Origin of the sequence: Pseudomonas sp. MS646, from assembly GCF_036693845.1 — a bacterium.
Classification (GTDB): Bacteria; Pseudomonadota; Gammaproteobacteria; order Pseudomonadales; family Pseudomonadaceae; genus Aquipseudomonas; species Aquipseudomonas chlororaphis_E.
Genome location: NZ_CP144763.1, coordinates 592127 through 619078, shown reverse-complemented (window position 1 = coordinate 619078; position 26952 = coordinate 592127). Strand labels below are relative to the sequence as shown.

Annotated in this window: 23 protein-coding genes; 7 read left to right on the top strand and 16 right to left on the bottom strand. The window is 63.2% G+C overall.

Annotated features, from left to right (window positions below; genetic code table 11):
* Positions 1-104 precede the first annotated feature (104 nt).
* Positions 105-1136 carry a small ribosomal subunit biogenesis GTPase RsgA gene (gene rsgA / locus V3H56_RS02645; protein WP_047736061.1) on the top strand — a complete coding sequence of 344 codons (1032 nt, stop codon included), beginning with the start codon at positions 105-107 and terminating at the stop codon, positions 1134-1136.
* A 162-nt stretch (positions 1137-1298) separates the two neighbouring features.
* On the opposite strand, the gene motB is transcribed toward rsgA, so the two are convergent.
* Positions 1299-2339: a flagellar motor protein MotB gene (gene motB, locus V3H56_RS02640; RefSeq protein ID WP_042730531.1), complete on the bottom strand. Its 1041-nt coding sequence runs from the start codon at positions 2337-2339 to the stop codon at positions 1299-1301.
* Between the two features lies 1 nt (position 2340).
* Positions 2341-3192, bottom strand: a complete 852-nt coding sequence (motA, locus tag V3H56_RS02635) for a flagellar motor stator protein MotA (protein WP_042730532.1) — start codon at positions 3190-3192, stop codon at positions 2341-2343.
* Positions 3193-3358: 166 nt separating this feature from the next.
* Here motA and V3H56_RS02630 point away from each other — a divergent pair, with 166 nt between their 5' ends.
* From V3H56_RS02630 to V3H56_RS02615, 4 genes are all read left to right on the top strand, one after another.
* Entirely contained in the window at positions 3359-4897 is a 1539-nt protein-coding gene (locus V3H56_RS02630; protein ID WP_338474189.1) for an HDOD domain-containing protein, read from the top strand.
* A gap of 42 nt (positions 4898-4939) precedes the next feature.
* Complete coding sequence (locus V3H56_RS02625; protein ID WP_338474188.1) at positions 4940-5755, top strand: rhodanese-like domain-containing protein; 816 nt, start codon at positions 4940-4942, stop codon at positions 5753-5755.
* 19 nt (positions 5756-5774) lie between these two features.
* A complete protein-coding gene (asd, locus tag V3H56_RS02620) occupies positions 5775-6635 on the top strand; it encodes an archaetidylserine decarboxylase (RefSeq protein WP_042730535.1) in 861 nt (286 codons plus the stop codon).
* Between the two features lie 192 nt (positions 6636-6827).
* Positions 6828-8588, top strand: coding sequence for a molecular chaperone (locus V3H56_RS02615; protein ID WP_338474187.1), 1761 nt, complete (start codon positions 6828-6830; stop codon positions 8586-8588).
* Between the two features lie 85 nt (positions 8589-8673).
* On the opposite strand, the gene serB is transcribed toward V3H56_RS02615, so the two are convergent.
* Positions 8674-9888, bottom strand: coding sequence for a phosphoserine phosphatase SerB (gene serB / locus V3H56_RS02610; protein WP_042730537.1), 1215 nt, complete (start codon positions 9886-9888; stop codon positions 8674-8676).
* 133 nt (positions 9889-10021) lie between these two features.
* Between serB and V3H56_RS02605 the strand changes: the two genes are divergently transcribed.
* Positions 10022-11539, top strand: coding sequence for an AhpA/YtjB family protein (locus V3H56_RS02605; RefSeq protein ID WP_047736064.1), 1518 nt, complete (start codon positions 10022-10024; stop codon positions 11537-11539).
* Between the two features lie 252 nt (positions 11540-11791).
* On the opposite strand, the gene V3H56_RS02600 is transcribed toward V3H56_RS02605, so the two are convergent.
* The 11 genes from V3H56_RS02600 to V3H56_RS02550 all read right to left on the bottom strand — a co-directional run bounded on the left by V3H56_RS02600 (position 11792) and on the right by V3H56_RS02550 (position 22617).
* Positions 11792-12499 carry a PqiC family protein gene (locus V3H56_RS02600; RefSeq protein WP_042730539.1) on the bottom strand — a complete coding sequence of 236 codons (708 nt, stop codon included), beginning with the start codon at positions 12497-12499 and terminating at the stop codon, positions 11792-11794.
* 179 nt (positions 12500-12678) lie between these two features.
* Complete coding sequence (gene parC / locus V3H56_RS02595; RefSeq protein WP_047736065.1) at positions 12679-14943, bottom strand: DNA topoisomerase IV subunit A; 2265 nt, start codon at positions 14941-14943, stop codon at positions 12679-12681.
* Between the two features lie 10 nt (positions 14944-14953).
* Positions 14954-15475 (bottom strand): TIGR02281 family clan AA aspartic protease, encoded by a 522-nt coding sequence (locus tag V3H56_RS02590; protein ID WP_047736066.1) that lies wholly within the window; start codon positions 15473-15475, stop codon positions 14954-14956.
* Complete coding sequence (locus V3H56_RS02585; protein ID WP_047736067.1) at positions 15472-16458, bottom strand: esterase-like activity of phytase family protein; 987 nt, start codon at positions 16456-16458, stop codon at positions 15472-15474. Before V3H56_RS02585 ends, V3H56_RS02590 begins: the two co-directional genes overlap by 4 nt.
* Complete coding sequence (gene parE, locus V3H56_RS02580) at positions 16458-18362, bottom strand: DNA topoisomerase IV subunit B (RefSeq protein WP_338474186.1); 1905 nt, start codon at positions 18360-18362, stop codon at positions 16458-16460. Before parE ends, V3H56_RS02585 begins: the two co-directional genes overlap by 1 nt.
* Before the next feature lie 42 nt (positions 18363-18404).
* A complete protein-coding gene (locus V3H56_RS02575) occupies positions 18405-19013 on the bottom strand; it encodes a YqiA/YcfP family alpha/beta fold hydrolase (protein WP_042732742.1) in 609 nt (202 codons plus the stop codon).
* Between the two features lie 473 nt (positions 19014-19486).
* Complete coding sequence (locus tag V3H56_RS02570; protein ID WP_047736069.1) at positions 19487-19843, bottom strand: DUF6124 family protein; 357 nt, start codon at positions 19841-19843, stop codon at positions 19487-19489.
* Between the two features lie 247 nt (positions 19844-20090).
* Positions 20091-20351, bottom strand: coding sequence for a hypothetical protein (locus V3H56_RS02565; protein ID WP_047736070.1), 261 nt, complete (start codon positions 20349-20351; stop codon positions 20091-20093).
* 279 nt (positions 20352-20630) lie between these two features.
* Positions 20631-21446, bottom strand: a complete 816-nt coding sequence (gene cpdA / locus V3H56_RS02560; protein ID WP_042731425.1) for a 3',5'-cyclic-AMP phosphodiesterase — start codon at positions 21444-21446, stop codon at positions 20631-20633.
* A 110-nt stretch (positions 21447-21556) separates the two neighbouring features.
* Positions 21557-22009, bottom strand: coding sequence for a DUF1249 domain-containing protein (locus V3H56_RS02555; RefSeq protein WP_024781420.1), 453 nt, complete (start codon positions 22007-22009; stop codon positions 21557-21559).
* Positions 22000-22617, bottom strand: coding sequence for an NUDIX domain-containing protein (locus tag V3H56_RS02550; RefSeq protein ID WP_042731424.1), 618 nt, complete (start codon positions 22615-22617; stop codon positions 22000-22002). Before V3H56_RS02550 ends, V3H56_RS02555 begins: the two co-directional genes overlap by 10 nt.
* A 213-nt stretch (positions 22618-22830) precedes the next feature.
* Here V3H56_RS02550 and V3H56_RS02545 point away from each other — a divergent pair, with 213 nt between their 5' ends.
* A complete protein-coding gene (locus V3H56_RS02545) occupies positions 22831-23577 on the top strand; it encodes a DUF3298 domain-containing protein (RefSeq protein WP_338474185.1) in 747 nt (248 codons plus the stop codon).
* Here V3H56_RS02545 and cytX read toward each other — a convergent pair.
* On the bottom strand, positions 23546-24838 hold the full coding sequence (cytX, locus tag V3H56_RS02540; RefSeq protein WP_338474184.1) for a putative hydroxymethylpyrimidine transporter CytX: 1293 nt from the start codon (positions 24836-24838) through the stop codon (positions 23546-23548). The two genes, V3H56_RS02545 and cytX, sit on opposite strands and share 32 nt — an antisense overlap.
* A gap of 170 nt (positions 24839-25008) precedes the next feature.
* The gene (thiC, locus tag V3H56_RS02535) at positions 25009-26898 is read right to left on the bottom strand and encodes a phosphomethylpyrimidine synthase ThiC (protein ID WP_338474183.1); all 1890 of its coding nucleotides are present in this window, start codon (positions 26896-26898) and stop codon (positions 25009-25011) included.
* Between the last annotated feature and the right edge of the window lie 54 nt (positions 26899-26952).

Here is a 26952-nt window from a genome sequence, read left to right as displayed (position 1 = left end):
GGGCTCCTCGGCGTAGCCCAGCAGTTTAGCCTAGGCCGGCCCTCGGGCGTGCTAAACTCGCGGCCGTTTTACCTAATCGCTGCATTTCTTCATACGGAACACCCATGGCCAAACGGCAACTCAATCGTCGTCAGAACTGGCGCATCGAAAAGATCCAGGGCGAACGCGCCGCCCGCGCCGCCAAGCGCGAATCCAGCGCTGTCGAGGCCCTGGAGGGTGGCGACCTGGGCCCTGAACAGACCGGCCTGGTGATCGCGCACTTCGGTGTGCAGGTCGAGGTCGAGGCCCGCGAAGGCGAGTTGGCCGGCCAGGTGTTCCGCTGCCATCTGCGGGCCAACCTGCCGGCACTGGTCACCGGCGACCAGGTGGTCTGGCGCGCCGGCAACCAGGGCATCGGCGTGATCGTGGCGCAATTGCCGCGCCACACCGAGCTGTGCCGTCCGGACAGCCGCGGCCAGCTCAAGCCGGTGGCGGCCAACGTCGACATGATCGTCATCGTGTTCGCCCCGTTGCCCGAGCCCCATGCCAACCTGATCGACCGTTACCTGGTGGCCGCCGAACATGCCGGCATCCGCCCGTTGTTGCTGCTCAACAAGTTCGACCTGATCGACGCGCACAACGCCCCGGCGCTGAACGCCCTGCTGTCGGTCTATCGGGACCTGGGCTATCCGGTGCTGGAAGTCTCGGCCCACCACGGCAACGGCATGGAGCAGTTGCAACGGCAACTGGACGGGCGCATCAGTGTGTTCGTCGGCCAGTCCGGGGTCGGCAAGTCGTCTCTGGTCAACAGCCTGCTGCCAGAGGTCGAGACCCGGGTCGGGCCGCTTTCCGAACTGTCCGGCCAGGGCACCCATACCACCACCACCGCGCGGTTGTTCCACTTCCCCGGCGGCGGTGAACTGATCGACTCGCCGGGCATCCGCGAATTCGGCCTGGGCCACGTCAGCCGGGCCGATGTGGAAGCCGGTTTCATCGAGTTCAACGAGTTGATCGGTACCTGCCGCTTCCGCGACTGCAAGCACGACCGCGAACCCGGTTGCGCCCTGCTCAAGGCCCTGGAAGAAGGCCGCGTGCACCAACAACGGATGAACAGCTACCGCTCGATCATCGCCAGCTTGCCGGACAGCAGTTACTGACTGTAGGAATACACAATTTCCGTGGCGAGGGAGCTTGCTCCCGCTTGAGCGCGAAGCGCTCACCAAAAGGACTGCTTTGCAGCCCGGCGGGAGCAAGCTCCCTCGCCACGGGAATTGCGAAAGATAAAAAAAAGCCGACAGTCATGTCGGCTTTTTCATGGGTCACTGCCCAGGCGTTGCGGGCGGTTTGGGCGCCGCATCGTCAAACAGGTTCAACCGTTCGCGCAGTTCGTGGGCCGGCACCGGTTGCTGGTCCGCCGGCAACGCGTTCGGGTCCACCGCCGCGCCTGACGGCGTTGCCGGGGCTTCACCGGGGGCGCCCTGACCCTGGACAGGGTCTGGCGCCGGGTCGTTGGTTTGCGAACCTTCGATGGCTTTTTGAGCCTTCTTGGTCAGCACCACGATGTCGATACGCCGGTTGATCGGGTTGAACGGGTCCTTGCGGTCGAACAATGCCGAGGAGGCATAACCGACCACCCGCGCCACCTGCTCATCCGGATAACTGCCGGCCACCAGGGCGCGACGTGCGGCGTTGGCGCGGTTGGCAGAGAGCTCCCAGTTACCGTAGTCACCCTTGCCGACGTACGGCTTGGCGTCGGTATGGCCGCTGATGCTGATCTTGTTCGGCACCGCCTTGATGGTGTCGGCCATGGCCAGCAGGATGTCCTCGAAATAAGGCTTCAGGCGCGCGCTGCCGGAGTCGAACATCGGCCGGTTCTCGGCATCCGTGATCTGGATGCGCAAGCCGTTCGGCGTGATCTCGAACAGGATCTGGTCCTTGAACTTCTGCAATTGCGGGTTCTCGTCGACCTTGTTCTGCAACTCCTGCAGCAGCAATTCCAGGCGCTCGCGCTCGACCTGCTCGGCCATGCCCTCGACCTGATCGGTGTCCACCGTCACCTTGTCGGGCTGTGGCTGGGACTTGACTTCAGGGTTGAGGGTATTGTCCGGCGCCAGGGTCGGCGAACCACCCAGGTCGATGATGTAGGGCGTGCCACTTTCGGAGAAGCCGATCGGGTCCTTGAAGTAACCGGCGATGGCGATTTTCTGCTCCGGGGTGGCCGTGGACAGCAGCCACAGCACCAGGAAGAACGCCATCATCGCCGTCGCGAAGTCGGCGAAGGCGATTTTCCAGGCACCCCCGTGGTGTCCAGCGGCGATGCGCTTGACACGCTTGATGATGATCGGCTGGTTATTTTCCATATCAGCGACCGCGAACTGCTTGTTCCAGCTCGGCGAAGCTTGGACGGTGCGCCGGGTACAGGACCTTGCGGCCGAACTCCACCGCCAGCGACGGCGGCATGCCCGAGGCAGACGCTACCAGGGAGGCCTTGATGGCCTCGTAGACGTTCAGTTCTTCCTTGGCGTCATGGGCCAGGGAATGGGCCAGGGGACCGAAGAAGCCATACGCCGCCAGGATACCGAAGAAGGTCCCCACCAGCGCCGCACCCACGTGCAAGCCGATGGACGCCTGGTCGCCTTCGCCCAGGGACGCCATGGTCACCACGATCCCCAGTACCGCCGCAACGATACCGAAGCCGGGCATGCCATCAGCGATGCCGGTGACCGCGTGGGATGGGTGTTCCAGGTCTTCCTTCAGGTTGTAGAGCTCCATGTCGAACAGCCCTTCGAGCTCATGGGGCGCCATGTTGCCCGAGGACATGATCCGCAGGTAATCGCAGATGAACGCCGTCATGCGGGCGTCCTTGAGCACGGCTGGGTACTTGGCGAAGATCGGGCTGGCGGCGGCGTCTTCGATATCGCCTTCGATCGCCATCATGCCTTCGCGGCGGCTTTTGTTGAGGATCTCGTACACCAGCCCCAGCACCTCGATGTAGAAGGTATGGGTGAAGCGCGAGCTGAACATGGTCAAGGATTTCTTGATCACGTGCATGGTCATATAGCCAGGGTTGGCCTGCAGGAAAGCGCCAAAGGCCGCACCGCCGATGATCATCACCTCGAAGGGCTGGATCAGGGCGGCAATCTTGCCATGGGAGAGCACGTATCCGCCGAGCACGCTCGCGAACACGACAATGATGCCGATAATTTTAGCCATAGATAGAAAGTACTTATTTAAGTCGGGTTCAAGGTCATATTCGGAAGCTGAAAAATCTCTTCTTCTACTTATCGGCAAAACTGCGCCAGACTATAGCCAGTTCCGGCGAAAAGCCAATTTGCCCCGTTCCGGGCGTAGATAATTCATGGGATGATCGCGTCCAACCATGGCTAATGTATCGAACGTCCCGACTCCAAGACCGTCCACCCTCGAAGGCTGGGTAAAGCTGCTCCAGGGTGTCCACCTGCCGGTGCCCCAGGCCAGCCACGACCTGGTCTGCAAGGCGCTTGCCGACAGCCGCCGCTCGTTGCGCGACATCGCCGAGCTGATGCAGGAAAGCCCAGCCCTGGCCCTGAGCGTCATCCGCGAAGCCAACCATCACACCCATGGCAGCCTCGCCGAACCGGCGGAAAACCTTGAAGTCGCCCTCAACCGCCTCGGCCTCAAGCGCACCGAGCAATTGCTCGCGCGCCTGCCTTCGCTGCCCGAGCAGCAGATCCCCGTGACCCTGCGCCAACTGCAACTGATCAGCCAGCACGCCACGCAACAGGCCAACGGTTTTTTCTCCAGCCGCCTGGCGCGGTTGTGGCAGGACATCCACTGGGGCAGCCTGTTGTTCCTCTCGCCGCTCTGGCCCCTGGCCCTGACGCACCCGCGGCTGCTCGGGGAGTGGGAGCTGCGAGTCATCCATAAAGGCCAGTCGGCCAGCCAGGTCGAGCGCGAACTGTTCGGCGTCGGCTTGCTGCACATCTGCCTGGGCGTGGTCGAAGCCTGGCGCCTGCCGATCTGGGTGGTGCAAGGCTACCGCTTGCTGCTCAACGAACGGCGCGAATTGGTGAAAGTGCTGCGTATCGCTCGGGACAGCGAGCACCCGTTGCGCCAGCAGAATCGCCTGGACGATGACCCGACCCTGCGGCGCTGGCTCAATCAGCCGGCCAACACCGTGCTGCTGGCCAACGGCCTGGCCCTTTCCGCGCACCAGGCCTGGGACGCCCCTCACATCGCCCGCTGGCAATACCTCACCAGTTTGTATCTGCAAATTTCAATGGACGATGTCCAGCAGCAACTGCACCAACAGGCCGCCAACAGCGCCCGGCAACACGCCATGCCAGACCTCTGGCACCCGGCCGAGGCCCTGATCTGGCCCTGGGGCAGTCGCCGCGTCCAGCCCGGCCAACGGTCGACGCCCCCGCCCAGCGCCCCGGACCTGAGCCAGTGGCGCAAGCAATGCTCGGCCCTGCTGGTGGAACCGAGCCCGTTCAGCAACGCCATGCACCTGACCAGTTCGGCTCGCGATGTGCTGGCGGCCTGTGGCATGCGCCGGGTGATGATCCTGATGGCCGACCGCAGCCAGACCAGCGTGCGCGTGCACCAAACCGCCGGCCTGGCGAAAGAGGTCGCGGCGATGAGTTTCCCCATCGCCCAGAGCAAGGTCTTGCAGCGGTTGCTGGCCCAACAGGCCCAGGTACGCCTGAACCCGGACAACAATGCCCAGTTCTCCGCGTTACTGCCGCCGGACCTGCGCGCCCTGTTCAAGGGCGAGCACCTGCTGCTGCGCTCACTGACCTGCAACGGCCGGGTGATCATGCTCGTCGTCGTGGACCAGGGCGGCGGCCCTTTCTCGGACGTCACCGTGCAGGCCTTCGGCAAAACCGTGCAATGCATCGAAAGGGCCCTGCACACCTTTACCAACCGGGGCCGTTGAACTTGCTACAATCCTTTCCCTTTGCGCCCCTGGAGACCTCACATGCCTGACTTCTCTGGCTTGCCGCTGGTGATCGAGCCGAGCGAGCTGCTGCCGCGCCTCGACGCCCGCGAACTGATCCTGGTGGACCTGACCAGCGCCGCCCGCTACAGCGCCGGGCACATTCCCGGCGCCCGCTTCGTCGACCCCAAGCGCACGCAACTGGGCCAGCCACCGGCGCCGGGCCTGTTGCCGGCAAAAGCCGACCTGGAGGCCCTGTTCGGCGAACTCGGGCACCACCCGGACGCGGTGTACGTGGTGTACGACGATGAAGGCGGCGGTTGGGCCGGACGGTTCATCTGGCTGCTGGACGTGATCGGCCACGGCAATTACCACTACCTCGACGGCGGCCTGCTGGCCTGGCTGGACGAGGGCCTGCCGGTGTCCACCGACGCACCCGCGCCCGGCGCCGGCCCGGTGAGCCTAACGTTGCACGACGCGCCAACCGCCACCCGCGAATACCTGCAAAGCCGCCTCGGCGCCGCCGACCTGGCCATCTGGGACGCGCGCGGCCCACTGGAGTACTCCGGCGAGAAAGTCGTCGCGGCCAGGGGCGGGCACATTCCCGGCGCAGTCAATTTCGAATGGACGGCCGGCATGGACCAGGCCCGCAGCCTGCGCATCCGCAAGGATATGCCGCAGATCCTCGAACAACTGGGCATCACGCCCGACAAAGAAATCATCACCCACTGCCAGACCCACCATCGTTCTGGCTTCACCTATCTTGTGGCCAAGGCGCTCGGTTATCCGAGGGTCAAAGGCTATGCCGGTTCCTGGGGCGAATGGGGCAACCACCCCGACACCCCCATCGAACGTTGAAGGCTCTTAAGGACCGTTAATGAAAAACCGTTTGTTCATCCTCTCTCAGTACCTGCTGCCCCACCACCTGCTGTCGCGGCTGGCCGGTTGCATTGCCGAATGCCGCGTGCGCTGGTTCAAGAATGCCTTCACCGCGTGGTTCGCCAAGCGCTATCAAGTGGACATGTCCCAGGCCCTGGTGGAAGACCTGACCGCCTACGAACACTTCAACGCGTTCTTCACCCGCGCTCTGAAAGACGGCGCGCGGCCGCTGGACGAAACCCCGGGCGCGATCCTCTGCCCGGCCGACGGCGCGGTCAGCCAGCTTGGCCCGATCGAGCATGGCCGGGTGTTCCAGGCCAAGGGCCACAGCTTCAGCGTGCTGGAGCTGCTGGGCGGCGATGCGGCCAATGCCGCGCCGTTCATGGGCGGTGATTTCGCCACGATCTACCTGTCCCCGAAGGACTACCACCGCGTGCACATGCCGCTGGCCGGCGCCCTGCGGGAGATGGTCTACATTCCCGGACGGATTTTCTCGGTGAACCAGACCACGGCCGAAAACGTGCCGGAGCTGTTCGCCCGCAACGAACGCGTGGCGTGCATCTTCGACACCGAACGCGGGCCAATGGCCGTGGTGCTGGTGGGAGCGATGATCGTGGCCTCGATCGAGACCGTCTGGGCCGGTTTGGTCACGCCGCCCAAGCGTGAACTGAAGACGTTCCGCTACGACGAAGCGGCCCGTGCACCGATCCACCTGGAAAAAGGGGCCGAACTGGGGCGCTTCAAGCTGGGTTCCACCGCCATCGTGCTGTTCGGGCCGAACCAGGTGAAATGGGTTGAAAGCCTGGTGGCCGGTTCGCCGGTGCAGATGGGCCAAGGCCTGGCACTGCCAAAGGCCTGAGTAAAAGATCAAATGTGGGAGCGAGCTTGCTCGCGATGGCGATATAACAGTCACCTCGATGGCGACTGTCCTGGCGTCATCGCGAGCAAGCTCGCTCCCACAGGGTATCCAGCATAGATAGCGCACCTCCTTCGGCTACAACTGCTAGAGTTGGAACATCACGTTTGTTTCCCGCCGGAGCCCGTCCACGGCATGAATGAGACCAGCCCTCTCCAGTTGCTGCGTGTCCTGTCCCCGACGCAATCGCGCCTGTCGTTCTGCGAAGCCTCGCCGCGCGACCTCAAGCGCTGGATCGCCGACCTGCCCAAGGCCAACATCGGCGAAACCGCCCGCCTGTTGTACCAGGCCCTTGGCGAACTCAACCAGTTGCTCACGCCCAGCGACAATCGCCTGCAATTGCTCGAATTGCTGCGCCCCGAGGTGTATTACGTCTGCAAGCACCTGGAGCGGCACTTCCTGCAACAGGCCATCGTGCTGGATGACCGCTCGCGCAAGATCGTCAACCTCTGCCAGGCCCTGCAAACCCAGCTAGCGATGGGTTACAAACAGATCGTGGCACGCATCGCATCCAAGTACACCAAGGACCGCGCCCGCCTGCTCAGCACCGCATTGCAGCGCGCCATGCACGCCCTCGATGGCCCGCTGATTCGCGCCAGCCAGCTCTACAGCCCTGTGCCTGAAGGCTTGTGGCTCGATTTGCACCAGTTATACCGGATTGCCTGCCAGCACCGCTTGCAACAACAAAGCGTGAGCGACGAACTGGCCAGCCAGGTTCACCAGTTGAGCCCCGAGCAAACCTACATCGTCGCCCTGTTGCTGGGCGCCTCACGCAGCAATCAGCTACGCCAGGGCCAGATCGCGCGACTGGCCGAAGCCCTGGAGGCGTGGAGCCAGTGGGTCAGGCTCGACCCTGCCAGCAACGCCACCAGCCTGTTCGCCGTCGCCGCGGAACTGGATGTCGGGCCACGCTACCGCTCCAAGTTCAGGGCCGAGCAGCAACCGACATTGCAGGGCTTCGATCCGCAGCCATTGGTGCGCATGATCGCCACCCACCTGGAACAGCCGGCCGCCCCGGCCCTGTCGGTACCGGCCGGGATGAACACCGACACCTTGAATCACTTGCAGGCGGCCTGGGGCGAGGCGGCCGAGCGAAGCTTCCAGCGCATGGAAGGCAACGGGACATTGACGCTGTGCGTGGGCATGAGTGCGCTGCACTACTACCTCGGCGGTGAACGCTCGTTCAGCGAAATCCTGAAGAAACCCACCACGCGCAAGGCCCGGTTCGAAGCCGCGCCAACCAAGCACAGCGACACTTGGGGCCAGGCCTTCGACGCCGCACCCAACGGAGACAACGAACTGCTGCCCTATGAGGAAATCGAGTACCCGGCCAATCCATCCGATGAGGACAGCAGCAGTTCCGACCGCCAGCATCACTTTCCCACCTATGACCTGCCGATCATCAACCACAGCCCGGGTGGGTATTGCCTAGGCTGGCCGAAAGAGGTGCCGGAGCAACTGCAAGCCGGGGAAATGATCGGTATCCGGGACGCCAGCGATCAATCCTGGAGCATCGCCGTCGTGCGCTGGATCCGACAGGTGCGCAACGGCGCCATGCAAATGGGTATCGAGCTGGTGGCACCTTATGCCCAGCCCTGCGGCCTGCAACTGGTGCGCGAAGAGAACGAGCACGGCCACTACCTGCGCGGGCTGCTGCTGCCGGAGATCAGCGCCGTCGACCTGCCCCCCACCATGATTGCCCCGCGCCTGCCCTTCCAGGAGGGCCAGCGCGTGCTGATCAACACCAACGGCCAGGAGCACCGCGCCGGGCTGGACCGCCGGATCACCAGCACTCACAGCTTCAATCAGTTTTCCTATCACCAGGAGAACGCAGGCGACACCCAGGGCGGCGGCGAAGCGGAGGGGGATTTCGATTCGTTGTGGAAGTCGCTCTAAGGCCAGACACAGCCCCTGTGGCGAGGGGATTTATCCCCTCACCACAGATAAATCCTCTCAGCACAAGGAACAGTGTAGCGCCGTCTCAAAGCTGCCCGTCGCGATCCCGGAAGCCCAGCAGATACAGCACCCCATCCAGGCCCAGGGTCGAGATGGCCTGACGGGCCGATTGCTTGACCAGTGGCTTGGCGCGGAACGCCACGCCCAGTCCCGCGATGGCCAGCATCGGCAGGTCGTTGGCGCCGTCGCCCACGGCAATGGTCTGTTCCAGGCGCAAGCCTTCCTTTTGCGCCAGCTCACGCAACAGGTCCGCCTTGCGCTGGGCGTCGACGATCGGCTCGACGGCCACGCCGGTCACCTTGCCGTCCACCACTTCCAGCTCGTTGGCGAACACGTAGTCGATGCCGAGCTTGGCCTGCAACTGCTTGGCGAAGTAGGTGAAACCGCCCGAAAGGATGGCGGTCTTGTAGCCCAGGCGCTTGAGTTCGGCGAACAGCGTCTCGGCGCCTTCGGTCAGGCGCAGGGAGGCGCCGATGGCGTCCAGTACGCTGACGTCCAGGCCTTGCAGCAGCGCCAGGCGCTCCTTGAAGCTGGCGCGAAAATCCAGCTCGCCGGCCATCGCCCGCTCGGTGATCGCCGAGACCTTGTCGCCCACCCCTGCGGCCTTGGCCAGCTCATCGATGACTTCGGCTTCGATCAGCGTCGAGTCCATGTCGAACACCGCCAGGCGCCGGTTACGGCGGAACAGCGAATCTTCCTGGAAGGCGATGTCGACGTTCAGCTCCTGGGCCACGCTGAGGAACTCGGCCCGCAGCGCCTGGGGATCGGCCGGTTCGCCGCGCACGGAGAACTCGATGCAGCCCTTGCCCTTGTCGTCCGGCGTGTCCAGGGGCATGCGCCCGGACAAACGGTCGATGTGGTCGATGTTCAAGTCATATTTGGCGGTGATCGAGCTGACGCGCTGCAACTGCTCGGCGGTGACCTTGCGGGTCAGCAGGGTCACGATGTGGCGCTTCTTGCCCTGGCCGGCGACCCAGTGCTGGTAATCGGCTTCGGAAACCGGGGTGAAGCGAACCTGCTGGTCAAGCTTGTAGGCGGTGAACAGGATGTCCTTGAGCACCGACTTGCTGTGTTCGGCGTCCGGGATTTCAACCAGGATGCCGAACGACAGCGTGTCATGGATCACCGCCTGACCGATGTCGAGAATGTTCACACCACCCTGGGCCAGAACGCCGGTAATGGCCGCAGTCAGACCCGGACGGTCGCTGCCAGTGATGTTTATCAGGACGATTTCGCGCAAGGCGCACCCCCGCAGGTGGAAAAAAACCGCATTCTACCCACATTCAGTGACCATCGGGCACCGCCAGTGCTTTGCCGGTCATGGGGCTGTCGCTATACTGCGCGTCAATTTCACGGACAAAGAGCCGAGCTCAGTGAACCGGCCCACGCCAGTCAAAACCGACAATTTCTTCCTGCTGATCTTCCGTGCACTGCGCCACCGTCGCGTGCCGATTGCATTGCGCATTGCCAGCCATAACGTGATCCTGGTCGCCCTGGCCCTGGTCATCTATGCCTGCGTGATGGGCCTGCAGTTCAAGCAGGCGATGCACGAGCAGGCCGATGCCCTGGGTGAGAGCCTCACGACCCAGACCGCCACGTCCGCCACCGAGTTGCTGGTGTCCAACGACATCCTCAGCCTCAACGTGCTGCTCAACAACCTGACCAAGAACAAGCTGGTGGCCCACGCGGCCATCTACAGCGTCGACAACCGCATCCTCGCCGAGGCCGGCCAGCGGCCCAAGCCTGGCCTTTTGGGCGAGTCCGGCGGCATGTACCAGAGCAAGATCACCTTCCAGGACGTGACGGCCGGGCAACTGCGCATCAGCCTGGACATGGACCAGTTCCAGCAACCGATGACCATCAGCCTGCAAAGCATGGGCATCCTCAGCGCGATACTGCTGGCGCTGGCCCTGGCCTTGAGCCTGCGCCTGGGCCGGCACATCTCCACGCCGCTGTTGCAATTGCGCGTCTGGCTGCGGGACATCGACGAACACACCCCGGCCACCCAGCGCCAGGACGAAATCGGCGACCTGGCCCGGCAACTGCACGCCAGCTTCGCTCCGGAGCCGGCCCCCGTGCCCGAGCCCGAAGCGCTCGACTACGTCGACGAAGACGAGGCCGAGCCGGGCTTCGAAGTGCGTAACCTGCGCGATCCCGGCTTCGACGAGAGCCCGCCGATGCCCGCCGCCAGACCGGCGCCCCGCCATGTGGTGCGCACGGTCGAAGACGATGAAGACGACGACGCCTTCGCCGACCTGCGTGACGATTCGATCAGCGGCGAAGCGAAGCCGCTCGTCAAGCCCGTCGTCTCGAACCTGCCCCAGCACAGCGCCGTACTGGCCGTGCAACTGGGCGCCCAGGATCAACTGCGACGCCTGCCCCAGGCACGCCTGAAGGAGTTGCTCGAGCGCTACCGTGACTGCCTCGACCAGGCCGCCTCGCTCTACCAGGGCGAACTGCACACCTTGAACGACGGCAGCACGTTGATGCTGTTCCACACCGAGGACAGTGGTGACGACTACCTGACCAACGCCATCTGCTGCGGTGAGTTGCTGCGGGCGCTGGGCCACCAGTTGCAGATCGAGGTCGCGGACAGCGGCATCACCCTGCAACTGCAATTGGGCCTGACCCTGGGTGACGGCCTGTTCGGCCTCAGCCAGATCGACCTGCTGCTGACCGAAACCGCACAGGACGCCCTGGCGCTGTCGCAACACAGCCGCAACCTGCTGCTGGTGGAGCGCAAGATCAACGACGACGCGTTGATCCGCCAACGCGCCCGTATCCGCCCCATCGCCAGCCCTGAAGGCGCATGCTGCGTGGAACGGCTGATGGAGCCTTACCCGTCGCTGCTGGAGCGGCAACTGGCGCGGATGCACGAGCGCCAGGCCTAACCCCGGCCGCTTTTGGAATGACGAAGCCCGCAGATGAGTGATTGTCTGCGGGCTTTTTTGTGGGCCGCGCCGGCCTCTTCGCGGGCAAGCCCGCTCCCACATTTAATCCTCGGCAGGATTAGGTTCTGTGGTCATGAAGGACCTTGTGGGAGCGGGCTTGCCCGCGAAGGGGCCAGCACAAGCGTGGAAGCCCCTCCCCCAGAAACAACAAAGCCCGCATCAACGCGGGCTTGCTTCACGGCTATCCAGCCATCAGAACCTGAACACTTCCATGTCCGTGCGAATCGGCAGGGCCATCGGGATTTTCGGCGATTTTTCCGGCGCAGCGGGCTTGGCCTGGGTCGGTGCGGTTTTACGCGGCGTATCGACGATCGGAGGCTGGTTGGCCAACGGCTTGAGGGACACGGACAACTGCTCGGCCAGGCGTTGCAGCAGTACACCTTGGGCCTGGACTTGCGCCGCGGTGGTCCCGGCGTGTTGCTCTTGCAGATGCACGATACGGTTCTCGCGAACCTTGCCCCGACGGTCGATCAACCGCCACTGGGCATCGAGCACCGCAGGCTGGCTCTTGCCCGAGTCCAGGCGGGTGATCGACAGCAGCACTTGGACATCCGGGGTGAAACCCTGGGTGGCCGGCGCCAGCACCACGCGCTGGCTGTCCAGTTGCCCGGCGACCTGGCGCAACAGCAATTGGTCGATGTCCGAAGACAGGCTACCGGCCCAGCGGCCGTCCGTGGCAGCCTGCAGGCTGCCGTCTGGCTGGCGTTGCAACAGGGTTTCGCGTTGCAGGTAATCGGCGATCAATACCGGCCCCAGCAATACCGCCATGCCTGTGCTTTGCGCAGGCTGGGCGGGCGTCCCGCTGTCGAGTTGATACAGCGACACCGGCTGATGGACGCTGCAACCCGCCAGGCCAAGCAGGCCGGCGAGCCATAAAATAGGAAGGCGCAGAGCAGTCATCGTTCCATCCAGGTGGCGGCCACAAGGCCTGCCACAGTGAAAAAATACTCGGTCATTATGAAGAACGCTCGGCCACGCCGGCGCTTGAAAGGGCCTATCATCCGTGAATATGCGTTCCGACTCCAGCGCCAAAGCGTCGGTCTGCGCCTTTTAATCGCAGACCGAGCCCTCTAGTACGCCTAATTCAAGTTTTCGACGAGCAGTGCATCGACCCGCTGAAACCCCCTCGGAAGCTTGTTGCCGCGCCGACCGCGTTCACCCTTGTAATGCTCAAGATCATCCGCCTTGAGCGAGAGCGTACGCTTTCCAGCCTGCAGCACAAGCGTGGCGCCCTCCGGCAACACTGCAATATCCGTGACATATTCCTCACGGCTCGCCACCCGTTCGCCGGAAATCCCGATAATCTTATTGCCTTTGCCTTTACCTAATTGTGGCAGGTCGCTGATTTTGAAGACCAGCAGTCGGCCCTCGGTGGTCACCGACGCCAACCAGTTGTTCTCGCGATCGGCCACGGGCCGGGGTGCGATGACCTTGGCGTTGTTCGGCAGGCTCAACAACGCCTTGCCCGCCTTGTTCTTGGCTTGCAGATCCTCGCCCTTGACCACGAAGCCGTACCCGGCGTCCGAGGCAATCACGTACAGCCCGTCATCATCAGGCATCAGCACGCATTCAAAAGTTGCACCCGGCGGGGGCGTCAATCGACCGGTCAGCGGCTCGCCCTGGCCACGCGCCGATGGCAGGGTATGGGCCGGCACCGAGTAACTGCGCCCGGTGGAGTCGACAAACACCGCGAACTGGTTGGACCGCCCGGCCGCCAAGGCCTTGAAACCGTCCCCGGCCTTATAGGAAAGCCCCGTGGCATCGATGTCATGCCCCTTGGCAGAGCGCACCCAGCCTTTTTCCGACAGCACTACGGTCACTTTCTCGTTCGGCAGCAGGTCGTGCTCCGTCAATGCTTTGGCTTCGGCGCGCTCGACGATCGGCGAGCGGCGGTCGTCGCCGTAGGTTTCGGCGTCCTTGAGCAATTCGGCGCGCACCAGCTTCTTGAGCTTGGCTTCGCTGCCCAACAGGGCTTGCAGCTTGGCTTGTTCCTTGAGCAGTTCGTCCTGCTCGGCCCGCAGCTTCATCTCTTCCAGCCGCGCCAACTGCCGCAAGCGGGTGTCGAGGATGTAGTCGGCCTGGATTTCGCTCAGGTCGAAGCGCGCGATCAAGCTGGCCTTCGGGTGTTCCTCGGTGCGGATGATGTGGATCACTTCGTCCAGGTTGAGGTACGCGATCAGCAAGCCGTCCAACAGGTGCAGGCGACGCTCGACCTTGTCCAGGCGAAATTGCAGGCGTCGACGCACGGTCTTGACCCGGAATTCCAGCCATTCCACCAGCAACGCCCGCAGGTTCTTGAGCTGCGGCTTGCCGTCCAGGCCAATGATGTTGATGTTGACCCGGTAGCTGGTCTCCAGGTCGGTGCTGGCGAACAGGTGCTGCATCAGCGCCTCATGATCGACCCGGCTGTTGACCGGGATGATCACGATGCGGCAAGGATTCTCGTGGTCGGATTCATCGCGCAGGTCGGCCACTTGCGGCGCTTTCGACGGTTTTGCCTGCATCATCGCGGCAATCTGCTCCAGCACCTTGGCTCCGGAGACCTGGTGCGGCAGCGCGGTGACGATGATGTCGCCGTCCTCGATATGGTACACAGCGCGCATGCGCACCGAACCGCGACCGGTCTCGTAGATCTTCAACAGGTCGGCGCGCGGCGTGATGATTTCCGCTTCGGTCGGATAATCCGGACCCTGGATGTGCTCGCAGAGCTGCTCCACCGTGGCTTTGGGCTCGTCCAGCAGGCGCACGCATGCCGTGGCGACTTCCCGCAGGTTGTGCGGCGGCACATCGGTGGCCATGCCGACGGCGATGCCGGTGGTGCCATTGAGGAGAATATTCGGCAAACGGGCCGGCAACACCAGGGGTTCATCGAGGGTGCCGTCGAAGTTCGGCCCCCAGTCCGCGGTGCCCTGGCCCAGTTCGCTGAGCAGCACTTCGGAATAGCGCGACAGCCGCGCCTCGGTGTAGCGCATGGCCGCGAAAGACTTGGGATCGTCCGGCGCCCCCCAGTTGCCCTGGCCGTCCACCAGGGTGTAGCGGTAGCTGAACGGCTGGGCCATCAGCACCATGGCTTCATAGCAGGCCGAGTCGCCGTGGGGGTGGAACTTGCCGAGCACGTCGCCGACGGTGCGCGCCGACTTCTTGTGTTTGGAATCGGCGTCCAGCCCCAGCTCACTCATGGCATAGACGATCCGCCGCTGGACCGGCTTCAGGCCGTCGCCGATGTGCGGCAAGGCGCGGTCCATGATCACGTACATGGAGTAATTGAGGTAGGCATTTTCGGTGAAGTCAGCCAGCGACCGGCGCTCTACGCCGTCTAAGCTGTCTGCAAGAATGTCGCTCATGCGGGCCTCATCAGTTCGTTGTCTGGCGCAGCAGCATGGTGCCGTCGCGCTGGGTAAATTCAAGTTTGTTCAGGGCGCTCATGCCCAGCAGCACCTGCGTGCCACCCAGGCCTGGCGCCACCAGGGCACGGACATCGCGCAAGACGATGTCACCCAATTGCAGCCGGTCGATGCGGGTGCGATAGCCCTCGCTCAAACCGTTGGCGGTACTCAACGTCACGCCGAAACCTTTTTCCAGCTTGAGGCGCTCGGCCAACTCCACTGGAATCGCCACATCCGTGGCACCGGTGTCGAGCATGAAATCCACCGGCTGGCCGTTGATATGGCCGCTGGCGACGAAATGCCCCTGGGTATTGCCCACCAGCTTCACTTCGATAAACCCTTCGCCCCGTTGCGAATACACCTGGGTGTTGGGGTTCTGCTGACGCTGCTCTACCTGGGCAAAGAAGCGTGTCGCCAGGAACAGGGCCGCGCACCAGGCCAGGATCATCAACACCCGACCGGCGCGCTTGCCCGGCGCCTGTTGGCTCATGGCGCGGCATCCCAGCCGCCGTCTGGCGCCGCAAAGCGCCAGACAATCGGACGCTCTTCGCCGTCGGCCCGTGGCCCGTCGTTGTTGTCCAGGCCGATCCAGGCGCCCTCGGCATCCACCACGAGCGCTTCGGCCAGACCGTAGTCCTGAGAATAGCGGCGATTGTCCTGCAAGGCCTCGGCGGCAAACGACCAGCAACGCTCCACCCTGGCGCTCTGCGGATCACGCCGGCAGACCTGGAAGGCGTTGCGCTCCAGGGTAAACAGCTTGCCATTGAACAATGAAATATCTGCGAAATCCCGGGAAACCGGGCGGGCCTTGGGGAACTGCGCCGGCTGCATCTCCAGTCCCGCTTCGCTCAACAACACGCAGTTGTCATCGCAATCCCACACCGTTTGCTGGCGCTTGATCAGCAACAGGCCACGACGTTCACGCTCGGCCGCCAGCCATAGCTGATCGCCGGCCGGGCTCACCGCCAGACCTTCGAACAGCGCATTGAAATGCAACAACATGCCGCTGGCCCGGGCCTGGCGAATCATTGTCGGGGCGATTTTCAACCAGGACGCCTCGCCGGTCGGCGGCACTTGCAATACCGCCGCGTAGGCCTCGCTGACCACGTAGCGATTGCCGGCGCTGTCGCAACTGATGCCTTCGAAATCCAGCGCGCCACCGCGCAGGAACGATGCAGCCCAGATTCGCGAACGCAAGCCCCAGGGCAAACCGTTGTCGGGCACCTCAGGCACGTCGATGGTCAACGCCTGGGCCTGCCAGACCTTCCCATCGGAGGTGTCCAGGCGATAAATGCGGTCATCGTCGCGATCGGACACCGTCCACATTTCATTGCCACACAGGGCCAACCCGGACAGGTTGCCGCCGCGCATGCCTTCGACGGCGTGCTCGGACAGCAACTTCAATTCCGGTGCCGGTTCTGCGACCACAGCCCCCGCCCACAGCAACAACGCCAGGGCGAAACCGCTGCGCATCAGGCCAGCACCTCGGCCAGGTCGCCCTTGGATTCGAGCCAGGACTTGCGATCGCCAGCGCGTTTCTTCGCCAGCAGCATGTCCATGATTTCCGTCGTGGCCGCGAAATCATCCAGGGTCAGTTGCACCAGGCGACGGGTGTTCGGGTCCATGGTGGTTTCGCGCAGTTGCGGCGGGTTCATCTCACCCAGGCCCTTGAATCGGGTGACCTGTGGCTTGCCGCGCTTCTTCTCGGCCACCAGGCGATCGAGGATGCCGTCGCGCTCGGCTTCGTCCAGGGCGTAATAAATGTCCTTGCCCAGGTCGATGCGGTACAGCGGCGGCATCGCGACGTAGACATGCCCGGCGTCCACCAGCGGACGGAAATGCTGGACAAACAGCGCGCACAGCAGCGTGGCGATGTGCAGGCCGTCGGAGTCGGCGTCGGCGAGGATGCAGATCTTGCCGTAGCGCAACTGGCTCATGTCCTCGGCGCCCGGATCGACGCCGATGGCCACGGCGATGTTGTGCACTTCCTGGCTGGCCAGCACTTCGCTGCCGTCCACTTCCCAGGTATTGAGGATCTTGCCCCGCAGCGGCAGGATCGCCTGGAACTCCTTGTCCCGCGCCTGCTTGGCCGAACCGCCGGCGGAGTCCCCTTCCACCAGGAACAGCTCGGAACGCATCGGATCCTGCCCGGCGCAGTCGGCGAGCTTGCCCGGCAACGCCGGCCCCTGGGTGATGCGCTTGCGCTCGACTTTCTTGCTGGCCTTGAGGCGACGACCGGCGTTGCTGATCGCCAGCTCCGCCAGCGCCAGGCCGGTTTCCGGGTTGGCGTTAAGCCACAGGCTGAAGGCATCCTTGACCACACCGGAAACAAACGCCGCCGCTTCGCGAGACGACAGGCGTTCCTTGGTCTGGCCGGAGAACTGCGGTTCCTGCATCTTCATCGACAGCACGAACGCGATGCGCTCCCACACGTCTTCCGGCGCCAGCTTCACGCCCCGGGGCAGCAGGTTGCGGAACTCGCAGAACTCGCGCATGGCGTCGAGCAGGCCCTGGCGCAAACCGTTGACGTGGGTCCCGCCCTGGGCCGTGGGGATCAGGTTGACGTAGCTTTCCTGGACACTCTCGCCGCCCTCGGGCAGCCACAGCAGCGCCCAGTCCACGGCTTCCTTGTTACCGGCCAGACTGCCGCAGAACGGCTCGTCGGGCAGGCGCTCGAAACCGTTGACCGCGTCCACCAGGTAAGAGCGCAGGCCGTCTTCATAATGCCATTCGACCTTCTCGCCGCTGCCCTTGTCCTCGAAACTGACCAACAACCCCGGGCACAATACGGCCTTGGCCTTGAGCACGTGCTTGAGGCGGCTGACAGAGAACTTCGGCGAATCGAAATACTTCGGGTCCGGGGCGAAATACACGCTGGTCCCGGTGTTGCGCTTGCCGACGCTGCCGACCACTTCCAGCTCGGTGGCCTTGAAGCCATCGGCGAAGGTCATCTGGTATTCGTTGCCGTCACGCTTGACCCGCACCCGGACCTGGGTCGACAAGGCGTTGACCACGGAAATACCCACCCCGTGCAGACCGCCGGAGAACTGGTAGTTCTTGTTGGAAAACTTGCCGCCGGCGTGGAGCTTGGTGAGGATCAGCTCGACGCCCGACACGCCCTCTTCGGGGTGGATGTCCACCGGCATGCCGCGGCCATCATCGCTGACCTCCAGCGAATGGTCGGCGTGCAGGATGACCTGCACCGATTTCGCGTGCCCGGCCAAGGCTTCGTCGACGCTGTTGTCGATGACTTCCTGGGCGAGGTGGTTCGGCCGACTGGTGTCGGTGTACATGCCGGGGCGCTTGCGCACCGGGTCGAGGCCCGAGAGGACTTCGATGGCGTCTGCGTTATAAGAGCTAGCGCTGGGAGTGGCCATGGGGTCTCGTCGTCAGTGTTCAAATGAAAAAGGGGCGATGGTTCACAGCGAGGTGAAGTCGATCGCCTGGTACAAATCGGCGCCAATGCCGGCAAAACCAAGCAGCGCCGGCAGCTGCTGGGCAAACCCCTGGAAACCGTGGTCGCCGCCGGCCTGGATGCGCAACGCACAGGCGCGGTAATACTGTTGGGCGTGGCGATAATCCAGCGTTTCATCACCGGTTTGCAACCATACCTGATACCGCTGCGGATCCTGGGGCGCCGGCACCTCCAACGCGGCCAGGGTCGTGACGTGGTCGTGGGTCAACTCCCAGGTTTCATCGGTGTACAAATTCTTCTGCGTGCCCAGGTAGCCATCGAACATCCGATGGGGGCTGACGGCCGGATTGATCAGCAATGCCTTGAGGCCGTGGCGCTCGGCCAAGTGAGTCGCATAGTAGCCGCCGAGCGAGCTGCCGACCAGCAGCGGACGGCCCAGTTGTGCAATTGCCTGCTCCAATTGGGCCATGGCTTCGCGGGGGTGGTGGTGCAGGGCTGGCACTTGCAACTGATCGCCCAGGCCCAGGCGGGTCATCACGTCGATGAGTTGACGGGCCTTGGTCGAGGCTGGGGCGCTGTTGAAGCCGTGGATGTAGAGGATCGAAGCGGACATGCCAACTTCCTGTGTCGAGGGCAAAGGCCGGAGTTTACAGGGAGTTTGTGGCGGTTTGGGGGATTTGGCCTTATCGTCGGCCCATCTCTATCAGCTGTACTCCGATCCAATTGTGGGAGCGAGCTTGCTCGCGATGGCTGTGTCGTGGTCGACTTGGATTTCCGGGTACATATCCGTTGCTGCGGTAACGGCTGCTTAGGGTTCCGCCCTTACGGCGGGTTACTTTTGGCAAACGCCCCAAAAGTAACCAAAAAGTCTGTGCCCCACCGCTGGGCACCTCGCCAAGGCTCGGTGTTCCCTCACTCCGGCATTGCTCCGTGAGCCCGCCGCGAAGGGCCATCCATGGCCCAGCGCGGCTATCCCGGCATCCATGCCGGGATGCCCACTACGCAACGCCTGCGTTCGGCCCTTGTGGTTAATGGGGCGTTCAAGATCAAAAGCAAAAGCAAAAGCAAAAGCAAATGTTGTCTGGCCTATCGGGGATCGACGACATCAAGTGCTCGGTTTGCCAGCAGCTCACTCAGTTCGACCATCTGCTGGACGCCGAAGGCTATATGCCGGTTGGGGCCTTCCAGATTGAAGGCCAGGTCGCTGAGCATCGCATTGGCCGAGGCCAGGGTTTCGCTGAGGTTGGCCAGGAGGGTTTCGCTATCGAGGTTTTCGACGACGGTGAATAGCTGACCGGGGGATGGTTTCTTTTTGGCCTGGGGTTCTGGGGCGAGGTAGAAGTTGAGGGCGCGTTCGGCGGCTTCGTCAAGTTTCTTGGCATCGAAGCCGGCGTGGGGTGCGGTGGGATCGGTTTTTGGGGGATTGGGGGTAACTTTGAACATGGTGAGGTTCCTTTTACCAAGTGGAACCGCCACATCTCGTTTTCCAGTCGAGAGGTGGCAGCTATGCGAGGGCTGGAAAAACCGAGGTAAAAGGAAAACCCGGCAGACTCGAAAGTCTCCCACGCACAGCCGCCATAACGCAGAACTGCACAGATAAAGCACGGCAGTATCTCACGTGGTGCGCTGTTACGCCTTTTACTCTTCGGGTTTTCCAGGCCCGGTCGCTGATTGCAGCGACCGAAAAAGGTTAGCGATAACCCTTCCCACCCGGCAACCGCCAGAGCTCGTCGGAAAAATCTGCGCGGAGGTCCGACCATTCCCACAGATGCAGGTCGACCGTAAAGCCGCCTTCGCGGGCAAGCCCGCTCCCACAGGGAACCAAGGTCAGCCGCAAGAACAGGCCGGCCACAAGGCCGCCTTGCTTTGCTTTTGCTTTTTGCTTTTTGCTTTTGATCTTGAAGGCCCCGTTAACCACGACGGCCGAACGCAGGCATTGCGCAGTGGGCAACCCGGCATGGATGCCGGGTTAGCCGCGCTGGGCCATGGATGGCCCTTCGCGGCGGGCCCACGGAGCAATGCCGGAGTGAGGGGATGCCGAGCCTAGGCGAGGCACCGAGTGGAGGGGCAAGCCTTTTTGGTTACTTTTGGGGCGTTTGCCAAAAGTAACCCGCCGTAAGGGCGGAACCAGAAGTAGCCGTTACCGCACCAATGGATATGTACTCAATCAACAAAACCCAAGCCAATCACTGGGCCGCCTTCGCGGGCAAGCCCGCTCCCACAGAAAAACTCAATACCCATTGGCCCCATAGTCGACCGCAAACTCAAACCCAACCACCCGCTCAACCCCCGTCTCCAACCGCCCATCCGCCAAAAGCCGCAACCACCGATACCCCGGCACCTGCTCCCCCACCGCAAAATCCACAGAACCAGGCTCAAACTGAATACAGGTCGAAGGCGAAGCCAACAACCTCACCCCATTGCGCACCTGATCAATCTCCTGATGCACATGCCCCCACAGCACCGCCCGCACCTGGGGAAACCGATCCAACACCGCAAACAGCGCCTCAGGATTACGCAACCCGATGGGCTCCATCCACGCACACCCAATCGAAACCGGATGATGATGCAGGCACACCAGATGATGCCGCTCCGGCGCCTCACTCAGGGCATTGGCCAGCAGAATCAGTTGCTCTTCGGCTAAAAACCCCGGCACCGATCCGGGCACGGCGGAGTCGAGCATCGTCACGCGCCAGTTGCCAATGTCCACCACCGGATCGAGCAATGTGCTCTGGACCGCCGCCTGGAGCATCACCTGCGGCTCATCGTGATTGCCCGGCAGCCAGCGCGCCGGAGCGTCGATCCTCGCGCTCATCTGGCGGAATGCTTCGTAGGATTGCAGCGTACCGTCCTGAGACAAGTCGCCCGTGGCAAGCAGCAGATCTATCTCCGGCTGCTGTTCGAGCACCAGGTCGATGACCGCCCGCAGGCTGTCCCGGGTGTTCATGCCCAGCAACGAGGCATCAGCCTCGGCGTACAGGTGGCTGTCGGAGAGTTGGACCAGCAACGCCGCGTCAGCGGTGGTCAAGGTGGATACGCTCGGCAAATCGCTCACTCCCAGGCGTACTCGCGCCGTTGGATGAAGCCGCAATTATGCTGGGGATAGTCGAAAGGGGAAACCCGCGAACCGGAACCGGTTCACAGACAGGACACCCGCTAGCGAACCACTTCGAATTCGTGACCCAGCGCCAGGCAATGACTCAACCACTCCCCCAGGAACAGGTTCAACTGGGCTTTTTCATCCGGCTGGTGCATCGAGGCATTGGGGTAAGGATAGATGCCGCGAAAGCGTCGTGCATGCTCGGCGCTCACGACTTCGGCCATGCGCGCGTCGTGATAGACCTGAACCTCCAGTTGCGGCACCGGCAGCCACGGCAGGCTGTGCTCCTGGCGCACCTGCAGCGTGGTGGTGTAGGGGCAGGTTTGCAGCACCTCGAGGGCCAGCACGCCGAGCATCTGGTCGCCATGGGTCACCGCGATACGCCGCGGCGCCGGGTCGTTGCGCATGTCGGGCAACAGGCGCATCAGGCGGGCGTAGTTGGCCTCGCAGGCTGCTTGCAGCCCTACCAGGTCGACGCGATAACGATCGCGCAGCTTGCTCAGGACCATAGCCCCCTCACTTCATCGCGGTTCAAGGCCAGCCATTGCAGGGCAATGATGCTGGCTGCGTTGCAGATACGCCCGTCGCGCACCGCTTGCAAGGCGTCTTCAAAAGCCCAGGTTTTCACGCGGATGTCTTCGGCTTCTTCCTCCAGGCCATGCAGGCCGCCGGCCCCCGTGCTGTCGCAGCGCCCCAGGAAAAGATGCACGAATTCATCACTGCCGCCCGGCGAGGGAAAATACTTGGTCATTGGCCACAACGCCGCGAAGACCAGCCCAGCTTCCTCCTGCGCCTCGCGATGAGCAACTTCTTCCGGTTGCTCGTCCTTGTCGATCAGGCCCGCCACCAGTTCTACCAGCCAGGGGTTGGCGGCCTTGTCCATGGCGCCAACGCGAAACTGTTCGATCAACACCACTTCATCGCGCAGCGGGTCATATGGCAATACGCACACCGCGTCATGGCGCACAAACAACTCACGGCTGATTTCACGGCTCATGCCACCGGCGAACAACTCATGGCGCAAGCGGACACGATCGAGCTTGTAGAAACCCTGGAAGCAGTTCTCGCGCTTGACGATGTCCACGGCGCTCGGGGTGGTGTTGGCGAAATCGGTCATGACTGTCCTCGTTTGCGGTGATCAATACGAGGTTCCAACCTCGGCTTCGCGCCATCCTAACGCGCCCGTACCCTTTGATGCAGCCCCTTTCCCGTCATCGGGATGGACGGCCAGGCGCAAAATCACTCTAATGAGCTTAGTGGCGAACTGATTGCCCTGCTGACAGTCGAAGCGGGTAACTTTTCGCCTTTCCCTGTTCCACGAAGGACGCCCATGTCGCTTTTCAGAATTGCCTCGCTGGCCGCCATTGCCCTGACGCTGGGGGCCTGCCAAAGCCTGTTCCAACCCAACTACCGCGCCCCGCTGGAAACCACCCGCGACGCCTCGGAACAATTGCAGCCGGGCTGCGCCAGCGCCGACTGCCCGCTGGTGAACATCGACACCGTGCATTTTCCTGCCGAGCCGGCCTTGGACAGCCTCATTGAAAAACGCCTGCTGCAAATGACTCGCACCACCCCGGACGCCCCGGTCGCGCCCACGCTGGCCGCCTACCGCGAGCAGTTCCTGCGCACCGCGGCGCCGCGCACCAGCAGCTATTTGCAGGCCAAGGTACGTGAGCAGCATGACGGCTTGGTGATCATCGAATTGTCCAGCTACCTGGACACCGGCGGCGCCCACGGCACGCCGGGACGCGGCTTCATCAACTATTCGCGCCAGCAGCACAAAGTGCTGACCCTGGCAGACATGCTGCTGCCGGGCCAGGAAGACGCATTCTGGAAAGCCGCCCAGGTCGCCCACAACAGCTGGTTGATCAGCACCAAGCTGGATCAGGAACCGGACTTCCTGAAACAGTGGTCCTTCCAGAAAACCCCGCACATCGCCCTGACCTATGGCGGGGTGATCCTCAAGTATGAAACCAGCACCATCGCGCCCTACGCCCTGGGCCACATCGAGCTGAAGATCGCCTACCCACGCCTCAACGGCATCCTCAAGCCCGAGCTGTTTCCCGGCCGTAGCTGAACGCCCGGCCCAGCAGCAGTTGCAGCAGCCCTGCCAGCATGAGCGATGGCAGGGTCGCACCGATGTCCGGGTAGACATTGGCGAGCAGGTGATACGTGCTCACCCCACCCAGCCAGGCCAACAGTGCCGGCCAGCGCAACGCGGCCGATGCCACCTGGCTGCTGCGTTTGCGCAGGATGAAGTGGTCCACCAGCACCACGCCGAACAGCGGCGCGAACACCGAGCCGATCAGCAACAGGAAATTCTGGTACTGGGCCAACGGCGCAAAACAGGCGATCAAGGTGCAGATGAGGCCGATCGCCAACGCCAGGTGTTCGACCTTCAGCCCCGACAACATGCCGCTGGACACCGCCGCCGAATGGATGTCGGCGAAGGCGTTTTCCGACTCGTCCAGCAGAATCAGCAGCAATGGAATACCCAATCCGGCACCCGCCAGCGCCAGCAACAGCGCATTGACCTCACCGCTCGGGGCGAACGCCAGGGTGTAGGCGACGCCCAGGCTCATTAGCCAAAAGTTACCGATGAAGAAGCCCAAGGCGGTGCCGCCGAAGACATTCCGGGCGCGTTGGCCGAAGCGTGAGTAGTCGGCGATCAGCGGCAGCCACGACAACGGCATGGCGATCGCAATGTCGAACCCCACGGCCAGCCGCATCGAGCCGTCACCGGGCCGGGCCCACAGCGCCGCCAGGTCGGCCTTGGCGAACAGGTTCCAGGTCAACCAGGTGCACGCCGCCAGCAACAGCCAGATGCCCCACTTGCGCAGGACCTTGCGCACGAACGTCAGCGGCCCGCTCACCGCGAGTAAGGTTGCCAGGGCACCGAAGAACAAGGTCCACAGCAGCGGATTCGCCCCGAGGCTGCCTTCGCTGAAGGCCCGGGCGCCGAGCAGGCTGGCGGCGTCGCGCATGACGATGATTTCGAACGACCCCCAGCCGATCAACTGCAACAGGTTCAACAGCGCCGGCACGCTTGCGCCCTTGCTGCCGAGGCTGAGCTTGAGGGCGGCCATGGCCGACAGGCCGGTGTCGCTGCCGATCACCCCAACCGCCGCAAGCAGCAGTACGCCCGCCAGCGTGCCAAGGAAAATCGCCAGCAACGAACCACTCAGGCCCAGGCCCGGCGCCAGCAAGGCCCCGACCTGCAAGACCATCAGGCCGATGCCGAGGGAAAACCACAGGGAAAACAGATCGCGGGCGCCGAAGACGCGTTTGTCCAGGGGGACGGCGATGTCGGGGGAGTAGGTGCTGGGTTGGATGTTCAAAGGTGCTATCTCAGATGAATACTTGTTGTTCTGGCGATTGCTTTCGCGAGCAAGCTCGCTCCCACAGGGGATCGGGGTAAGCACAAAAATCTGTGTGCACCAGTGATCCACTGTGGGAGCGAGCTTGCTCGCGAAGGCGGCGGCAAGGACACCACCGCCTCCAGCTCACATCACACTTTCTTGTAAAGCTGACTGCCTTCCTGCTTGAACCGCTCGGCCTGTTCCGCCATCCCTTGGGCGACTTCCACATCCACCGCCTCGATGCGCTGGTTGGCCGCGTACTCGCGCACTTCCTGGGTGATTTTCATCGAACAGAACTTCGGCCCGCACATCGAGCAGAAATGCGCGACCTTGGCCGAGTCCTTCGGCAAGGTTTCGTCGTGGTACGAACGCGCGGTGTCCGGGTCCAGGCCGAGGTTGAACTGGTCTTCCCAGCGGAACTCGAAGCGTGCCTTGCTCAAGGCGTTGTCGCGGATCTGCGCGCCGGGGTGACCTTTTGCAAGGTCGGCCGCATGAGCAGCGATTTTGTAGGTGATGATCCCGGTCTTCACGTCATCCTTGTTCGGCAAGCCCAGGTGTTCCTTCGGGGTCACGTAGCAAAGCATCGCGCAACCGAACCAGCCGATCATCGCCGCGCCGATGCCGGAGGTGATGTGGTCGTAGCCCGGCGCGATGTCGGTGGTCAGCGGGCCGAGGGTGTAGAACGGCGCCTCGTCGCAGCACTTGAGCTGCTTGTCCATGTTTTCCTTGATCAGTTGCATCGGCACGTGGCCCGGGCCCTCGATCATGCATTGCACGTCGTGCTTCCAGGCGATCTTGGTCAGCTCGCCGAGGGTTTCCAGCTCACCGAACTGCGCTTCGTCGTTGGCGTCGGCAATCGAGCCCGGACGCAGGCCATCGCCCAGCGAGAAGCTGACGTCGTAGGCCTTCATGATTTCGCAGATGTCTTCGAAGTGGGTGTAGAGGAAGTTTTCCTTGTGGTGCGCCAGGCACCACTTGGCCATGATCGAGCCGCCACGGCTGACGATGCCGGTGACGCGCTTGGCGGTCATCGGCACATAGCGCAACAGCACGCCGGCGTGGATGGTGAAGTAGTCGACGCCCTGCTCGGCCTGTTCGATCAGCGTGTCGCGGAACAACTCCCAGGTCAGGTCTTCGGCCACGCCGCCGACTTTTTCCAGGGCCTGGTAGATCGGCACGGTGCCGATCGGCACCGGCGAGTTGCGGATGATCCACTCGCGGGTTTCATGGATGTGCTTGCCGGTGGACAGGTCCATGACCGTGTCCGAGCCCCAGCGGATGCCCCAGGTCAGCTTCGCCACTTCTTCTTCGATGGACGAACCCAGCGCGCTGTTGCCGATGTTGCCGTTGATCTTCACCAGGAAGTTGCGGCCGATGATCATCGGTTCCAGTTCGGTGTGGTTGATGTTGGCCGGGATGATCGCGCGACCACGGGCGATTTCGTCGCGGACGAATTCCGGGGTGATGACTTTCGGCACGCTGGCACCGAAGCTGTGGCCGGCGTGTTGCTGGTCCAGCAGGCCAGCGGCGCGGGCCACTTCCAGCTTCATGTTTTCGCGGATGGCGACGTATTCCATCTCGGCGGTGATGATGCCTTTGCGCGCGTAGTGCATCTGGCTGACGTTGGCGCCCGGCTTGGCCCGGCGCGGGTTGTTGACGTGGGCGAAGCGCAGTTGGGTCAGTTCGGGATCGGCCAGGCGCTGCTGGCCGAAGTTGGAACTCAGGCCGGCCAGGCGCTCGGTGTCGCCACGGGCCTCGATCCACGGCGAGCGCACGTCGGCCAGGCCTTTGCGCACGTCGATGATCACGTTCGGGTCGGTGTAGGGGCCCGAGGTGTCGTACACGGTCACCGGCGCGTTGATCTCACCGCCGAAGTCGGTCGGGGTCACGTCGAGGCTGATCTCGCGCATGGGCACGCGGATGTCCGGGCGACTGCCCTGGACATAGATTTTTTGCGAGCGGGTAAAGGGCTGAACCGATTGCTGATCGACCTGGGCCGAATCACTGAGGTTGATCGCGTTTTTTGATTTTGTCGTCATCACGGGCTCTCCAGACACACATCCAGGCAGTGGATTTTTGTCGGAGCGAACCTG

Excerpts from the sequence above, each read along its gene's own strand:
- rsgA (WP_047736061.1), top strand. The coding sequence starts at position 105 with ATGGCCAAACGGCAACTCAATCGTCGTCAGAACTGGCGCATCGAAAAG.
- motB (WP_042730531.1), bottom strand. The coding sequence starts at position 2,339 with ATGGAAAATAACCAGCCGATCATCATCAAGCGTGTCAAGCGCATCGCC.
- motA (WP_042730532.1), bottom strand. The coding sequence starts at position 3,192 with ATGGCTAAAATTATCGGCATCATTGTCGTGTTCGCGAGCGTGCTCGGC.
- V3H56_RS02630 (WP_338474189.1), top strand. The coding sequence starts at position 3,359 with ATGGCTAATGTATCGAACGTCCCGACTCCAAGACCGTCCACCCTCGAA.
- V3H56_RS02625 (WP_338474188.1), top strand. The coding sequence starts at position 4,940 with ATGCCTGACTTCTCTGGCTTGCCGCTGGTGATCGAGCCGAGCGAGCTG.
- asd (WP_042730535.1), top strand. The coding sequence starts at position 5,775 with ATGAAAAACCGTTTGTTCATCCTCTCTCAGTACCTGCTGCCCCACCAC.
- V3H56_RS02615 (WP_338474187.1), top strand. The coding sequence starts at position 6,828 with ATGAATGAGACCAGCCCTCTCCAGTTGCTGCGTGTCCTGTCCCCGACG.
- V3H56_RS02600 (WP_042730539.1), bottom strand. The coding sequence starts at position 12,499 with ATGACTGCTCTGCGCCTTCCTATTTTATGGCTCGCCGGCCTGCTTGGC.
- parC (WP_047736065.1), bottom strand. The coding sequence starts at position 14,943 with ATGAGCGACATTCTTGCAGACAGCTTAGACGGCGTAGAGCGCCGGTCG.
- V3H56_RS02590 (WP_047736066.1), bottom strand. The coding sequence starts at position 15,475 with ATGAGCCAACAGGCGCCGGGCAAGCGCGCCGGTCGGGTGTTGATGATC.
- V3H56_RS02585 (WP_047736067.1), bottom strand. The coding sequence starts at position 16,458 with ATGCGCAGCGGTTTCGCCCTGGCGTTGTTGCTGTGGGCGGGGGCTGTG.
- parE (WP_338474186.1), bottom strand. The coding sequence starts at position 18,362 with ATGGCCACTCCCAGCGCTAGCTCTTATAACGCAGACGCCATCGAAGTC.
- V3H56_RS02575 (WP_042732742.1), bottom strand. The coding sequence starts at position 19,013 with ATGTCCGCTTCGATCCTCTACATCCACGGCTTCAACAGCGCCCCAGCC.
- V3H56_RS02570 (WP_047736069.1), bottom strand. The coding sequence starts at position 19,843 with ATGTTCAAAGTTACCCCCAATCCCCCAAAAACCGATCCCACCGCACCC.
- V3H56_RS02555 (WP_024781420.1), bottom strand. The coding sequence starts at position 22,009 with ATGGTCCTGAGCAAGCTGCGCGATCGTTATCGCGTCGACCTGGTAGGG.
- V3H56_RS02550 (WP_042731424.1), bottom strand. The coding sequence starts at position 22,617 with ATGACCGATTTCGCCAACACCACCCCGAGCGCCGTGGACATCGTCAAG.
- V3H56_RS02545 (WP_338474185.1), top strand. The coding sequence starts at position 22,831 with ATGTCGCTTTTCAGAATTGCCTCGCTGGCCGCCATTGCCCTGACGCTG.
- thiC (WP_338474183.1), bottom strand. The coding sequence starts at position 26,898 with ATGACGACAAAATCAAAAAACGCGATCAACCTCAGTGATTCGGCCCAG.